This window comes from Paludibacter jiangxiensis (genome assembly GCF_001618385.1).
In the GTDB taxonomy this organism is placed as follows: Bacteria; Bacteroidota; Bacteroidia; order Bacteroidales; family Paludibacteraceae; genus Microbacter; species Microbacter jiangxiensis.
This window is the reverse complement of sequence record NZ_BDCR01000003.1, coordinates 868,224-884,353: the sequence shown is the minus strand read 5'-3', so window position 1 is coordinate 884,353 and position 16,130 is coordinate 868,224. Positions and strand designations below refer to the sequence as shown.

7 protein-coding genes are annotated in these 16,130 nt (G+C 45.7%); all 7 read left to right on the top strand.

Features of this window, described 5'->3' with window-relative positions:
* Positions 1–10: 10 nt before the first annotated feature.
* Positions 11–1,960: a family 43 glycosylhydrolase gene (locus tag PJIAN_RS10110; RefSeq protein ID WP_068704595.1), complete on the top strand. Its 1,950-nt coding sequence runs from the start codon at positions 11–13 to the stop codon at positions 1,958–1,960.
* A 33-nt stretch (positions 1,961–1,993) separates the two neighbouring features.
* Positions 1,994–3,553, top strand: a complete 1,560-nt coding sequence (locus PJIAN_RS10105) for a carboxylesterase/lipase family protein (protein WP_068704594.1) — start codon at positions 1,994–1,996, stop codon at positions 3,551–3,553.
* Positions 3,554–3,562: 9 nt separating this feature from the next.
* The gene (locus PJIAN_RS10100) at positions 3,563–4,099 is read left to right on the top strand and encodes a DUF3237 domain-containing protein (RefSeq protein WP_084252364.1); all 537 of its coding nucleotides are present in this window, start codon (positions 3,563–3,565) and stop codon (positions 4,097–4,099) included.
* Between the two features lie 222 nt (positions 4,100–4,321).
* Entirely contained in the window at positions 4,322–8,194 is a 3,873-nt protein-coding gene (locus PJIAN_RS10095; RefSeq protein ID WP_084252363.1) for a glycoside hydrolase family 3 C-terminal domain-containing protein, read from the top strand.
* A 148-nt stretch (positions 8,195–8,342) separates the two neighbouring features.
* Positions 8,343–10,283: a glycoside hydrolase family 97 protein gene (locus PJIAN_RS10090; RefSeq protein WP_068704715.1), complete on the top strand. Its 1,941-nt coding sequence runs from the start codon at positions 8,343–8,345 to the stop codon at positions 10,281–10,283.
* A 31-nt stretch (positions 10,284–10,314) separates the two neighbouring features.
* Complete coding sequence (xyl3A, locus tag PJIAN_RS10085) at positions 10,315–12,933, top strand: xylan 1,4-beta-xylosidase (protein WP_236714396.1); 2,619 nt, start codon at positions 10,315–10,317, stop codon at positions 12,931–12,933.
* Between the two features lie 23 nt (positions 12,934–12,956).
* A complete protein-coding gene (locus PJIAN_RS10080) occupies positions 12,957–16,121 on the top strand; it encodes a glycoside hydrolase family 2 TIM barrel-domain containing protein (RefSeq protein WP_068704589.1) in 3,165 nt (1,054 codons plus the stop codon).
* Positions 16,122–16,130: the final 9 nt, after the last annotated feature.

Sequence of the window (16,130 nt, the reverse complement as noted above, 5' to 3'; positions counted from 1 at the left end):
TTACATTCCAATGCGCAACTTATTATGCTCTCTTGCAGGAGCCTTACTTTTTTCTTCATTCTCTTGCTTGCAAGCACAATCCGGTTCGGATAAGTCAAATTTTCAACAAGTAAACACGTATGTTAATCCGGTGTTGCCCGGTGACCATCCGGATCCAACACTCTTAAAAGTAGGCGACGATTTTTATCATTGCGGATCGACATTTCACTTTAACCCTTACATGCCCATTTATCACTCCAAAGATTTGGTTCACTGGGAAGTAATCGGAAGAGTGTTGCCGCCGTCCAAAGCTGGTTGGGTCGCAGACCGTCCTTCTGCTGGTATCTGGCAGGGAGCAATTACTTATTTTTATGGCTCATACTGGATTTACTTTTCAGCCGGTGGTCAATGGTTTTGTAAAGCCGATTCACCAACCGGGCCGTGGTCAGATCCGGTTCAGGTAAAATCCAATCCGGAAACCGGACCTTTAGGATACGACAACTCTATCTTTGTGGATGATGACGGCACTCCTTATATGGTGATTAAGAATGGGCAGAAAACAAACCGCATACAAGCGCTTGGACGGGACGGTCAGTTGGCAGGTAAGGTTATTGACCTTGACTGGGTGAATAGAAAGCTCCAATATAGCTGGGCAGAAGGTCCTGTAATGTGCAAACGCAATGGTTATTATTTTTACTTCCCGGCGGGTGATGTTTCCGGAGGTCAATATGTACTGAGATCAAAAGAACTGACTGCCGATTCCACGAAATGGGAACGTCTGGGCGAATTTTTCAAACCAATTTCCGATCCTAATGTTGGCTTTCGTCGCCCCAACCACATGTCGGCACCGTACCAACTGGCAGACGGTACCTGGTGGTGTCTTGCTCAAAGTTACGAGAAATATGATAACGATGACTGGTCGGGAACCGGCCGTCAAACCTCGCTCTACCCTGTTATCTGGGAAGGTGATCGTCCCTGGGGTTTGGCACCTACCACTCAACCTATTGCAAAACCGAAATTGCCACAATCCGGAATTCTTTGGAGAAGCGCACAAAGTGATGACTTTGATGCAGATGTGTTAAGCAATAACTGGCATTTCCTTACAAAGAAGGCAGCAGCAACCTATTCGCTTTCGGCACGAAAAGGGTGGGTGAGACTAACTCCGGATTCAACCCGTACGCATTTGGTACAAAAAGAGACGGATCATTACTATACGGTTGTAACCAAGTTAGATTTGAATGCAATTAATGCTGCATCAAAAGCCGGTATTTACCTTACCAATGGTAATCAGAAAGAAATTGTCAGACTCTATACCGGATTTGATAATGGCAAGAAAATTATCCTAAACTTCAACGCTGAAACGCGTAGCATTGACAACCGGTTTGGTAACGTTGTGTGGTTGAAATTGGTACGTTATGAACACAATCTGACGGCATATTGCAGTGGTGACGGGCGAAACTGGATATCACTCGGAGTTCCCGTTAGTGCAGTTGAATTGGACAAAGTTCAGCCAAATTATAACTCCTGGGTGGGAACAAGTGTCGGTTTGTTTGCAGAAGGAAAACCGGCCGATTTTGACTTCTTCATTTGTAAAGATGGTTATTCGTCTATGCCGGCTATCGGATATAGCAACTATTATGGTGTAGAAAAACAGGTTAAAGGAAATTATAAATGTGTGACTAATACCTCGGTTGACGGAGGATGGTTTATGATATCCGGTGTCGAGCTGGGAAGAGGCACCGTAAAAGCAGTTCAACTGGAGGCCACCTCACAAACAAAAGGTATGATTGAGATTTGGATCGATGACCTGACAACCGGAAAGTTGATTGCAAAAATGCCGGTCAATGTAACAGGTGCAGCAGACTGGAAAACTTTTTCTGTACCGGTGCAACCTGTCTCGGGGCACCATGATGTATTTGTAAAATTCCCTCAGGGGAGTAAAGAACAAATATTCGTAAAAGCATTACAGTTTTCTAAGTGAAATGCGAATTAACCATAAATCATTCAGTAATATATGAAATATTTTTCTTGGATTGCAGCAGCGCTTTTGTTTAGTGCTCAATTCGTATCAGCACAACAACCGGCTCCGGTAAAAACAGACAAAGGCTTGGTTCAGGGCGTTTATGAAAACGGTCTGACGGTTTACAAAGGAATTCCTTTCGCAGCTCCGCCAGTCGGGGATCTTCGCTGGAAAGCTCCTCAGCCGGCAAAAAGCTGGGAAGGCGTAAAGCAAGCAGATAAATTTGCTCCGGCTCCTTTTCAGGGAGGAAACACTCCTTCAGGAAAGAGCGAAGATTGCTTGTATCTGAATGTCTGGACTCCTGCAAAATCGGCAGGTGACAAAATTCCGGTACTGGTATGGATTTACGGAGGCGGATTTAGTTTCGGGTCTACATCAGAACCGGGTTATTCCGGTGAAAAGCTTGCGCAAAAAGGGGTTGTTTTGGTTAGTATTGCCTACCGTGTTGGTCAGCTTGGGTTTATAGCCCATCCAGAATTGAGTGCCGAAAGTCCAGACCACGTTTCGGGCAACTATGGGTTACTCGATCAGATAGCAGCATTGCAATGGGTTAAGAAAAATATTGCAGCCTTTGGCGGCGATCCGAACAAAGTTACCATCTTCGGCGAGTCTGCCGGAGCTATTTCAGTCAGTATGCTTTGTGCATCGCCCCTGACAAAAGGACTTTTTCAGGGAGCAATCTCTCAAAGCGGTGGCTCTTTCGGGCCTACTCGTTTGGTCTCTTTCCCTGGCGAAAACATGCAAACGCTAAAACAGGCGGAAGCCGAAGGCGTGAATTATATGAAGAAAGCCGGCGTGACATCTCTTGCTGAGCTGCGGAAAATTGAAGCCGACAAACTTCCTATGGGATTCGGAATGCCCGGTGGCTGGCCGATTGTGGATGGCTTTGTAATTCCCGACGATCAGTATAAGTTGTACGAAGCCGGCAAATACAACGATGTTCCGGTGCTTATTGGCTATAATTCTGATGAGGGTGCCAGTTTCTCGCACGAAAAAAAGCCTGAAGATTATATTGCAGGAGTAAGAGCCCGTTATGGAAAATTTGCGGACGATCTTATAAAAGCTTATCCTGTGACAGAAAATTCGGTTCCTAAAACTGCCCGCGACTTAGCCCGTGATGCTGCCTTTGGCTGGCATACATGGAGTTGGGCTCGTCTTCAGACAAAAACGGGTAAGTCAAACGCCTTTTTGTACTACTTCGACCAACATCCCGACTATCCTAAAGAATCGCCACAATATGGCTTCGGATCGCCTCACGGACAAGATGTGGCTTACGTGTTTATGCACCTTGATCCATCTAATCCCCAAACTACAAAATCGGATCTTGCAATATCGGAAGCCATGGGGACTTACTGGACAAACTTTGCAAAATATGGGACTCCCAATGCAAAAGGAAGCGTAGAATGGCCAGCATTTAACGAGAATAAACCTTCGGTAATGTATTTGCAACAAACACCTCACGTTGGATCAGTGCCGAGTCTGGAGTCGCTCAAAGTGTTAGACAATTATTTCAAATGGAGAAGAAGCCCGGAAGGTGCAGCCTGGGGAAAATAATTCTGAAAGATGAAAAGACTAATTTATATCGCGGCATTTATTCTGTGTGCTTTTCAATGCATGAATGCGCAAAGCAGCAATTCGGTTAAACCCGATTCTTTGTACAAAGATTTCAAAACCGAATTTATGTGGGAAGCTAAGGTTAAAATTAGCGGCATGATTAATGTCGGTGAAAGCAAAAGAGGGACGAGACGTGTGATTCCTATAACTGGCGGCACTTTCAGCGGTCCGAAAATTAAAGGTGTGGTTTTGCCCGGAGGAGAAGACTGGCAGTTGGTTCGTCCAGATGGCGATACAGAACTGAATGCCCGTTATCTCATGAAAACGGACGACGGATACACTTTTCAGGTTCTTAACCAGGCCTTGATTCATGTAGATGCAGCAACAAAAGCGTTTTACTGCAAATCGGTTTTGGATTTTGAAGTACCCGAGAAAAGTCCGTATAGTTATCTGAATCACGCCATATTTCTGGGTACATTGAGAATGCCGGCATTAAAGCCCGGCGAAGAGCCATATGTAATAATCGGAGTTTATAAGGTTTTGTAAAAAATATTGACGGCAATATCCTTTTAGATTAGCGTCTTGCTTGGTGTTTCGCCTAAACAGTGCGATTGCTTTATTTGCCGAATCTTAGTCTCTTATTGTGGATGAAGAAGGGTGGCGTTTTACGGTTTTGTTATTCATAAAACAGTCCTTCTCTGAGTACTTAAACAAGCAAAAGTCGTGACGACTTGTATAATATTGAAATAACCATCTAATATCTATAAAATGAAACTTTTTTTTGTGTCGTGTAAAGATGAACGCTCCAATCTTTACAGACAAAGTTTTTTAATTCTCTTGTTAGTGTTGATCGGTTTCAATCCCCAAAGTTTTTTGGTAAAAGCCGAAAAGCCGAAGTTACCGATTTATCTCAATACAGCCTATTCTTTTAAAGAACGGGCCACTGATCTTGTTTCCCGAATGACACTGGAAGAAAAACAGAGTCAGTTGGGAAATACCATGCCTCCTATTCCTCGTTTAGGTGTCAAAAAGTATGATGTTTGGGGAGAAGCTCTCCACGGTGTTGCCGGCCGCAATGACAATAGCGGGATGACTTCCACTTCCTTCCCTAATAGTGTTGCCGTGGGCTGCACCTGGGATCCTGAGCTGATTAAACGGGAAACAAACGTTATTGGTAATGAAGCCAGAGGGTTTAACCACAACTATATTTTTACTCTCACATACTGGTCACCCGTGGTGGAACCTACCCGTGATCCACGTTGGGGACGTACCGGAGAAACTTTTGGAGAAGATCCTTTCCTGATTTCGCAAATAAGCAGCGGATTTATCCGCGGTTTGATGGGTGATGATCCGAAGTATTTGAAAGCGGTTCCTTGCGGCAAACACTTCTTTGCCAACAATACGGAGTTTAACCGGCATACGGGAAGTGCCAATATGGATGATCGCGATATGCGTGAATTCTATTTGTATCCTTACAAATCATTAATTGAAAAGGACAAGCTGCCAGCAATTATGACAGCTTATAGTGCTGTGAATGGTGTTCCAATGTCGGCAAGTAAATTTCTGGTTGATTCGATTGCACGTAAAACCTACGGATTGGACGGATATGTAACCGGAGACTGTGATGCGGTGGCCGATATTCTGAACGGTCATCATTATGCAAAATCGAAAGCGGAAGCTGCTGCTATGGGGCTCAAGACAGGTGTCGATTCCGATTGTGGCGGCATATACCAGTCCAGCGCACTGGAAGCGCTAAAGCAGGGATTGATTACCGAAGCCGACATGGACAAGGCGCTGATTAATCTGTTTGCCATCAGAATGAGACTGGGCGAATTCGATCCTCAGAATATTGTTCCGTTTGCTGGTATTCAACCCAACATTATCAACGATCCTTCCCATAACGACCTCGCCTTGGAAGTTGCCACCAAAACTCCGGTATTGCTCAAAAACAATGCCGTAGCGAAGACCAGTAAAAAGGCATTGCCTCTCAATGCTGCAACTATCAAACGCATTGCGGTGCTCGGTCCGCAGGCCGATAAAGTAGAGTTAGGCGATTATTCAGGTGAAATTGAGTCAAAATACAGAATAACTCCGCTCGAAGGCATAAAAAAATACCTTGCGGACAACAACTACACCACGGAAGTGGTTTCTAAAGCCGGTGGAAATACCGAAAAGCGTACAGATTTCTTCATGATGTCCGGATTTTCCACCATCACAACAAACAAAACCGTAAAACAGTTTGATGCAACCAAATTCGATGCTTCTGCTCCCGGTTTGATAGCTACCGAACGCTTTGGCAGTAAATCGATCAAAGGGATAAAAGACGGAGATTGGACCGCTTATAATAACGTGGATATAACCGATGTAGATTCAATTCGGCTGAATATGAATGTCTCTCCGGAAGGAGGAACGATCGAAATTCGTGTCGGATCAGCTACCGGTAATATTTTGGCTTCTAAGAAAATCGAGGGCACACCTCAGGCCAACGGTGGATTCATGGGCTTTGGAGGCAGACCCAAAAATATTCCGGTGAAGATCAATACACTGGGGATCACAGGTTCGCAAACCCTTGTTTTGGTTTATCACGAAGCCGAAGTTCCGGCTACCGATAAAGAAACGCTTGATATGGCAGCTTCGGCCGATGTTGCCTTGGTGTTTGTAGGCACCGATCAGACAACCGGGCGCGAAGAATCCGATCGTTTTTCCATCAATTTGCCGGGTAATCAGAACGAACTGATTAAGGCTATTTCATCTGTCAATCCGAATACAATCGTAGTGATTCAGGGTATGGGCATGGTGGAAGCCGAACAATTTAAAAACAATCCCAATATTGCAGGTCTTATTTTTACCGGATACAATGGTCAGAATCAGGGTGCTGCCATGGCTAAAGTGTTATTTGGTGAAGTAAATCCCGGCGGAAAAACAAGCGTTACCTGGTACAAATCATTGAACGATTTACCCGACTTTAACGATTATACACTGCGCGGCGCTACCGGTAAAAACGGTCGTACTTACATGTATTTCGACAAGGATGTTACCTACGAATTCGGATACGGACTCTCCTATACCACTTTTGCATACAGCAATTTCGGAATCAGCAAAAAAACGATTACTCCAAACGATAAAATTACCATTACTGCCGATGTTAAAAATACAGGAGATGTAGATGGTGATGAGGTAGTTCAGGTGTATGTTAAAACTCCGGAAAGTGCAGCTTCACTCCAAAGACCCATCAAACGCCTCAAAGGATTTAAGAGAGTGACCATTCCGAGAGGTCAAACACAAACTATTTCGATAGATATTGATTGTGCCGACCTTTGGTTCTGGGATGCTGCCAACAAACGGATTACCTTCGATCAGGGCAAATATGTCTTTGAAATTGGCGCTTCTTCCAGAGATATTAAAGGCGAAGTTTCGGCGAACATGAGCGGCACATACAAACCGGTTTTAACCACTGTTGTAGCCGAAGGCGACAAAACTGTTTTGCGTCCGGGCAATACTTTGCAAACCAGTGTGACGGCTTCGATGTCGGACGATAGCTTCTGCAACCTTGCCAAAGCTCAGGTAACCTACAAGAGCAATAACCCTGCGGTTGCCAGCGTTGACAACACCGGTAAAGTAACAGCTCAGAGTGCCGGAGTCGCATCGATCTTCGCTTCTGTAACAGTCGACGGAACCACTGTTTCCAATAGCTATCCGGTAAAAGTTATGCCTGATCTTACACCCAAATCGATCAAAATCAACGGGAAAGAAATTCAGGGCTTTAGCAAAGATGAGAAGGCATATAGTTATTTGCTGAAAAAGAACGCTAAACTGCCGGTAGTCAAAGCAACTGCCTTGGACAATAGCATTTCGGTGGATGTTGAACAGGCTAAAGAGATTCCGGGAACTGCAATTGTTAAGTTTATCGACAACAATACGTTTGAAACCAACACATATTATTTTAACTTTGATGCTGCTTCGGAAGGCGATGATTTCAATGCTGCCTCTGCCGGGAAACAATGGCAGTGGCTCAGAGAAAACGCTGCTAATTACAGCTTTACAAAAGTTCTGGGTTCGCTTACTATTACTACCGAAAAAGGCGATATATCCGAAGGTAGCAATGATGCAAAGAATGTTTTACTCCAAAGTGCAAACAACGACTGGGTGGCCGAAACGAAGCTGGTAGGTTCGAGAGTTCCGTCTCAGCCCGAAAATGCTGGTCTTGTTGCTTATCAGGATGATAACAACTTTGTAAAATTAATGCTTCGTGCGGTAACCAAGACTTCGCGTCAGGGACGTGGCCCCGGAGTACAAGCCGGAACTGTTGATCTGGTGGTAGAAGAGAACGGCATTGCTAAGTCGGCGGCTTCGTTCAACCTCCGAAAGGAGATTACGGGTAGCAACTCGTTGATTTTGAAACTTGAAAAGAACGGCGGCGCTTATACTGCTTATTATTCGCTGGATGGAACTAAGTTCGAGAAACTTGGCACAGCCAAAAGTTTCCTCAAAAACATAAAAGTAGGTTTGATCGCATGTGACGGAGTTATCATCCAAAGTATGAAAAATACATTCTGGTTCGATCCCGATACGACCAAACCTGCAACTCCGTTTGATGTTTCGTTCGACTATTTCCACATCACCAATAGCGGACGAAAATAACGCGATACACGGATAAGCTGAAGACTTGTGCTTTTAGTCAGGCAACCGGCTTTTACATAGATGCTTAAGTCTTTATATTACTCACATGAAACGATCTTGTTACACCGGGATCGTTTCATGTGCATTTAAACAAGAAAATTATATTCACATGAAAAACAGAAAGATTCCTGCTGTTTTACTGGCTTTTGCCTGTATGTTTTGCACTGAAGCATTTGCACAGAATGCAACACTAGTTTCTCCCAATCAAAAGGTTAGCGTTGAACTCTGTAGCCGCCAAAACTCGGATGCCGGGAGCTGGTATCTGAAGGTTTCTTACCAGAACGGAGTAAAACAGACGGAGGTCATTCCGCAAATCAACCTCGGTCTTTTGCGTAGCGATCAGGATTTCTCCAAAGCGCTGAGATTAGTCAGGACGGGCAAACCGGTTTCGATTCATGAAGATTATACGGCAGTGCATGGCAAACGTGCGCATTGCACCAATCAGGCTAATGAATTGACGGTTGCTTTTGAAACGCCGTCGAAAGCGAAATTGAACCTTATAATGAGAGCTTACAACGATGGTGTGGCTTTCCGTTATGAATTTCCCGAGAAATCGGGTTCGTTTGTGGTAAAAGACGAACTTACAGCTTATTCCATACCGGATAGTACGAAGCGATGGCTGGAAAAATTCAATCCGGCCAACGAAGGGCTTTACTCCTCAATGGTAGATGGAAAAGTGCAGCAGGACTGGGGCTATCCGGCTCTGTTCAATACTCCCGACAAATCGTGCTGGTACCTGATTCACGAAGCCGATCTCGACCGTAATTACTGCGGGTCGAAGCTTTCCAACGCCGGAACAGGTACTGAATATAAAATTACTTTCCCCGACCAATGGAACGGACGCGGGAAAGGCGAATCACAACCTACCGTTACCTTGCCCTGGAAATCACCATGGCGTGTGATTGTGGTAGGTAGCCTTGCAGATATTGTAGAATCAACGTTGGTTGACGATGTTTGTCCTCCTTCAGTCGTGACTAAAACCGATTGGATCAAACCCGGAATTGCATCGTGGAACTACTGGTCGGACAACCATGGCACGAAGGACTACAAAACGGTGTGCGAATTTGCTGACTTGGCCGCAGCAATGGGTTGGCCTTATACTTTGCTCGATTGGGAATGGGATGCAATGGGCAATGGCGGCAAGCTGGAAGATGCGCTTAAATACATCAAATCCAAAGGACTTAAGCCGCTGATGTGGTACAACTCCGGCGGAGATCATACCTGGGTGTCGGCTACGCCAAAAGATCGGATGCTGACCCACGAAAACCGCGTGGAAGAGTTTACTAAACTGAAGAACCTGGGAGTAGCAGGGGTGAAAATCGACTTTTTTGAAAGCGAAAAGCAGGACATGATTAAGTATTATCTGGACATTCTGGACGATGCAGCAAAGTTTGGGATGATGGTCTATTTTCATGGTTGCTTAGTGCCGCGCGGTTGGGCGCGCACCTATCCGCACCTGATGACATACGAAGGCGTGCGTGGTGCCGAATGGTACAACAACGGACCCGAATTCACCACGACAGCACCCGAACATAACACAGTATTGCCATTTACCCGCAACGTGGTTGGTGCAATGGATTATACGCCGGTAACGTTTACCAATTCCCAATTCCCTCACACCACGTCCTACGGACACGAGCTGGCATTGAGCGTTGTCTTTGAATCCGGAATAGAACATTTTGCAGACAGACCCGAAGGATATTACGCGTTGCCGGATGCTGCCCGCACTTTCCTGAAAGAGGTGCCGAATACTTGGGACAATACAAAACTGCTTGACGGTTATCCCGGTAAATACATAATTATTGCCCGTCAGAAAGGTAACGACTGGTACATTGGAGGCATCAGTGCCGAGAATATGCGCGAAAAGAGAACAAAGCTGGAATTCGGTTTTCTCCCTGAAGGGGTGAAATATAAGCTGACGTTGATTGCCGATGGCAAACATGATAAAGAGTTCTCTACGCAATATCTTGTGGTAGATAAATCATCATCGGTAGATATCAAGATGCTCCGGAGAGGCGGATTTGTCGCCAGTCTGAGGCCTTTGTTGTGATGCAAATAAATAGATAATTAATTACATATTCATGGAAACAGCAATGTTTAAAACTTTTGGGAAAGGCATTTGTGTATCTGCTTTTCTGTTGTTGTCTGCAACGTCCTGGGGTCAACAGTTGCCCTATCAAAATCCGAACCTGAGTTCCGAAGCACGCGCCAAAGACCTTATTTCGCGATTGACGCTTACCGAAAAAGCGACGCTGATGTGCGATCAGTCGGATGCGATTCCCCGTTTGGGAATTAAGAAATTCAACTGGTGGAGCGAAGCGCTTCATGGGTATGCCAACAACGATAGTGTTACCGTTTTTCCTGAGCCTGTGGGTATGGCGGCTTCGTTCGACGATAAGCTGTTGTACCGTATTTACAATGCTATTTCCGATGAAGGTCGTGCCAAATACAATTTGTGGTTGCAACGGGGCAATGAAAACAAGCGTTTCCTCAGCCTTTCGGTTTGGACCCCGAATGTCAACATTTTCCGTGATCCGCGCTGGGGACGCGGGCAGGAGACTTACGGAGAAGATCCATACCTCACTTCGCGAATGGGCGTGCAGGTGGTGAAGGGTTTGCAAGGGCCTGCCGATGCAAAATACCGCAAATTGCTGGCTTGTGCCAAGCACTATGCTGTGCACTCCGGTCCGGAATGGAGCCGTCACGAACTCAATCTGAACAATGTAAATCCACGCGAATTGTACGAAACCTACCTGCCGGCTTTCAAAGCATTGGTGCAGGATGCCGATGTGTGTCAGGTGATGTGTGCCTACCAGCGTCTGGACGATGAGCCGTGTTGCGGAAACACCCGCCTTTTGCAGCGTATCCTTCGCGATGAGTGGGGATATAAATACATGGTGGTTTCCGATTGTGGTGCCGTAACCGACTTCTTTACCAGTCACAAAGTGTCGTCGGATGCCGTTCATGCCGCATCAAAGGCTGTTTTGGCAGGAACCGACGTAGAGTGTGTCTGGGAAAACTATCCTTTCAAAGACCTTCCGGCCGCTGTCGACAAAGGCTTGATTAAAGAAAACGATATAAACAAAAGCCTGCTTCGTGTACTGACGGGGCGTTTCGATCTGGGTGATTTCGACGATAACTCCATTGTTCCCTGGGCGCAGATACCTGCATCGGTGCTGAACAATCAGGAACATCGCCAACTGGCGTTGGACATGGCCCGCGAAGCAATGACGCTGCTTCAGAATAAAAAGAACCTGTTGCCGTTGTCGAAAACGGGAAAGCAGATTGCCGTAATCGGTCCGAATGCAAATGACAAACCGATGCTTTGGGGTAACTACAACGGAACTCCGGTGCATACCATTTCTATCCTTGACGGGATCAAAACAAAGATCTCGGACAAAAAAATAGTGTATGACAAAGGCTGTGACCTGGTTGAAGATAAAGTAACGCAAAGCTATTTCGATCAGCTCTCGTCCGCTAATAAAAAAGGATTTAAGGTTACCTACTGGAACAATACCGACCGTAGCGGCGATCCCGTTGCTACCGTACAAATCTCCAACCCGATCAAAATGACGACTGCCGGTCAGCACGAGTTTGCGTCGGGCGTAAAACTGGAAGGATTTTCAGGCCTTTTCGAAGCCGAATTTACACCAAAAGTATCGGAAGAATTGGTGTTTAAGGGAGGTGCAACCGGCGATTACGAACTGATTGTAAACGGTCAGTCTCTTCAGAAATATAGCAACTGGCGTACATTGCCTTCGCGTATTCCTTTCAAGGTCGAAGCCGGTAAAACATACAAAATCGAGATCAGATATGCTCAGAAAAACAACTGGCAGGCAAACATTGAACTTGATTTTGGGAAAGAACTCAATGTGGATTATACCAAACTGATTGATAAGCTGAAGGGTGTTGAGACAGTAGTGTTTGTCGGTGGTTTGTCGGGAAGCCTTGAAGGAGAAGAAATGCCGGTGTCGTATCCGGGTTTCAAAGGAGGCGACCGTACCAATATCGATCTTCCGGCTGTTCAGCGTAACTGTCTGAAAGCATTGAAAGACGCCGGTAAGAAAGTGATTTTTGTCAATTGCTCGGGTTCTGCCATTGCGTTGACTCCCGAAACCGAATCGTGCGATGCCATTCTTCAGGCATGGTATCCGGGCGAATCCGGAGGACAGGCTGTTGCCGACGTGCTTTTCGGGGATTACAACCCTTCGGGCAAACTCCCGATTACCTTCTATAAAAGTTCCGACCAGTTGAAGGATTTTGAAGATTATTCGATGAAAGGACGTACTTATCGCTACATGACTGATGCACTCTTTCCTTTTGGTTACGGATTGAGCTATACCAAATTTGCTATTGGCAACGCCACCCTCGACAAAAATACGCTGAGTGCGAACGAAGATGTGAAGGTGACGATTCCGGTTTCCAATACAGGTAAACGTCAGGGAACGGAAATTGTGCAGGTGTATGTTCGTAAGGTGAACGATGTGGAAGGGCCACTCAAAACTTTGAAAGGATTCCAGCGCGTAAGTCTCAACGCCGGACAAAAAACAAATGTTACTATCGATTTGCCCGCCTCTTCTTTTGAATTCTACGACTGGAGCCAACGCAAGATGATGGTTACTCCGGGCGAATATGAAATCTTTTATGGCAATAGCTCGGATGCTAAAGACCTGAAAAAAACTACCGTTGTTGTTCGATAACTAAAATACAAATCAATATAGCTATGTCACGTTTAACGTTAATCTTAGTCTCGTTGTTTCTCTGTTTTTCCGGGACAATTACGACGGCATTTGCCGAAGATCCATTACAGTTGCGGTCGGGGATTGACTATCCTGCCGAAATTGAGAATCCCGAATGTTTGGGTATCAACAAAGAACCTTACCATGCAACCCTGATGCCTTATGGCAATTTGCAGGAGGCGTTGGTAGCCAATCGTCTGGCTTCATCGCAATGCCGCAGTTTGAATGGCAACTGGAAATTCAACTGGGTGCCAACCCCAGACAAACGTCCGAAAGATTTTTACAAAACCGATTTTGATGTTTCGGGCTGGAAAGAGATTCCCGTTCCGTCTAACTGGGAAGTGCATGGATACGGAACTCCGTTTTACCGCAACCTCGGCTATACCATCAAAAAAGACTTTCCACGTGTAATGAGCGAACCCGAAAAATGGTACACTTCCTACAAAGAACGCAACCCGGTAGGAAGCTATCGCCGCGATTTCGAAGTGCCTGCCGAATGGGATGGACGTCGCATTTTTATCACCTTCAATGGGGTGGATTGTGCCTTTTTTATCTGGGTCAACGGAGAAAGAGTGGGTTACAGCGTCAATAGCCGCAATGCAGCCGACTTCGACCTGACAAAATATGTAAAGCCCGGCAAAAATACGCTGGCCGTTGAGGTGTATCAATATAGTTCAGGTACCTGGCTCGAAGATCAGGATATGTTTCGTTTGCACGGAATTTTCCGCGATGTAACGCTTTGGAGTGCGCCACAGGTACACATCCGCGACTTCTTTGTAAAGCAAGATCTCGATAAAGATTATAAAAATGCTACTGTCGAGGTGTTGGCAAAACTGAAGAACTACGGCGATAAAACCGGAAAACCACAAACATTTACCGCTACACTATATGACAAGGCAGGAAACGTTATTGCCAAAGGGAATGCCGTGGGGAAAGCCCTTGCGTCAAAACAGGAAGAACAATTGACGGTAAAATTTACGGTGGACAATCCTGCAAAATGGACTGCCGAAACTCCTAATCTCTACACGATAGTGCTGGGCTGTTCGGAAGGAGAAATTCTTTCGTCCAAAGTCGGGTTCCGCAAGCTCGAAATCAAAGGACGTGTATTTACGGTGAATGGCGTGCCCATCAAACTGAAAGGCGTGAACCGTCACGAACACTGGTCTGACGTGGGACATGCCGTTACCGAGGCACAGATGATCCGCGACCTCGAAGTGATAAAACAGGGCAATTGCAATCACGTGCGTACCAGCCATTATTCTGATAATCCCCGTTGGTATGAGTTGTGCGACGAGTGGGGAATCTGGTTGGTGGCCGAAGCCAATTGCGAATGTCATGGGTATGATGGTCGTTTCGATGAAGAACCGACCATGAAAGCTGCCATTATTGACCGCAACGTTGCTAATGTTGAGAACTTCAAAAACCATCCGTCGGTAATAATCTGGTCGCTCGGAAATGAATGTGGCCGGGTCGGTTCCAATTTTGTTGCCGCCTTAAATACGGTAAAAAGTCTTGACCCTTCGCGTTTTGTGCACTACGAACGTTTTGGAACAGGTAAAAATAATCCAGCCGATTTCGATGGCAGAATGTATGGTACAGCTGCTGATTATGTCGATATGGTAAAAAACTGGGGGTTAACGAAACCTTTGTATATCTGCGAATTTGTTCACGCCATGTTCAACTCAATGGGTTCTCTTGACGAATACTCCAAGGCGTTTGATGAGAATCCCGAAATTTTGGGAGGTGCAATCTGGGAGTTTCAGGATCAGGCATTGTGGAACAAACGTGATCCCAAGCATCCGATATTAGCTTACGGCGGTGGTTTTGGTGAAGCTCCTAACGACCACTATTTCATTCACAAAGGAGTAGTGTCCTTCGATCGTACTACCGAAGGACCCAAAGTGAAACCGCATTATCCGGAAATGAAAAAAGCCTTCCAGTGGATCGATACGGAACTGAGCGATGCGGCTACGGGAGAGATTCGTATAAAAAACAAATACCAGTTTATTTCGCTGAATGGATTTGATGCAACTTGGAGCCTGACCGAAAACGGACAGGAAATTGACAACGGGCAGGTGAAAATGCGTCCTACCTGGAGCAAAGGAGTTTTTCAGGCCATGATTCCATACAAAATAGAACATCCGAAAGCCGGTGCTGAATACTTCCTCTGTATTTCGTACAAACAAAAAGAAAAAACGCTTTGGGCCGACAAAGGTTTTGAAGTAGCTTCTGCTCAGTTTAAGCTTCCGGTCAATACGCTACCTGTAGTAGATGCAAAAGCTACACAGCCTGTAAAACTTGTTCAAACAAAAGATCTCGCAACGATTTCGGGTAATGGCTTTTCTGTTGTTTTTGATAAGAAAACGGGCTTTATGAGCCAGCTCACTAAAAATGGAACCGATCTGTTGGCTTCCGATGGTGCACCCAAACTGCACTTCTGGCGCGCAGCTCACCGTACCGATGATGACTGGGCATTCCGTCAATGGGAGAAATTTGGCGTGAATGCGCTTCAATACTCTCTGGTCGATTTCAAAGCTGAGGTAGTGGATAATGCTTCCGTCAAGGTAATTGCCACCGTTAAGGCCGAAGGCAAAGAAGGTTTCGGGGCTTATCATACGGCAACTTACCTCATCACAGGCGATGGAAAGGTGAAAGTTGATAATAAAATTGAATTCACGGGCTTGCGTATTAATCTGGCAGAGATAGGGGTGCGTATGTTGCTGGATAAGAAACTCGACCGCATGGCTTATTTCGGACGTGGTCCGCAGGAGAATTATGCCGACCGCAAAAGCGCTGCTGATGTTGGTTTGTACGAATTGGCGGTAAACAATCAGTACGAATACGAAAAGCCGATGGAACAGGGCAATCATGAAGAAGTAAGGTGGGCAGAACTGAAAGGTACCGGCATGCCGCGTTTATTGGTGCAAGCCGACGAAAACCTGATGCAGGTGGCTGCATTGCCCTATACCGACGAGCAGATGAATCCGGTAGAATACAAAATTGATCTTCCGGCAAGTTCGGCAACAGTATTCAGAATTTCGACCAAAACAATGGGTGTGGGATCGAACAGTTGTGGTCCAAAACCCCTGGATAAATATTTGATTTGGTCGGATAATACCCGCTTTACCTATAGCCTTCAGTTGAAATAACAAGAATTT

Coding starts and splice junctions, on each gene's coding strand:
- PJIAN_RS10110 (WP_068704595.1), top strand. CDS start 11: ATGCGCAACTTATTATGCTCTCTTGCAGGAGCCTTACTTTTTTCTTCA.
- PJIAN_RS10105 (WP_068704594.1), top strand. CDS start 1,994: ATGAAATATTTTTCTTGGATTGCAGCAGCGCTTTTGTTTAGTGCTCAA.
- PJIAN_RS10100 (WP_084252364.1), top strand. CDS start 3,563: ATGAAAAGACTAATTTATATCGCGGCATTTATTCTGTGTGCTTTTCAA.
- PJIAN_RS10095 (WP_084252363.1), top strand. CDS start 4,322: ATGAAACTTTTTTTTGTGTCGTGTAAAGATGAACGCTCCAATCTTTAC.
- PJIAN_RS10090 (WP_068704715.1), top strand. CDS start 8,343: ATGAAAAACAGAAAGATTCCTGCTGTTTTACTGGCTTTTGCCTGTATG.
- xyl3A (WP_236714396.1), top strand. CDS start 10,315: ATGGAAACAGCAATGTTTAAAACTTTTGGGAAAGGCATTTGTGTATCT.
- PJIAN_RS10080 (WP_068704589.1), top strand. CDS start 12,957: ATGTCACGTTTAACGTTAATCTTAGTCTCGTTGTTTCTCTGTTTTTCC.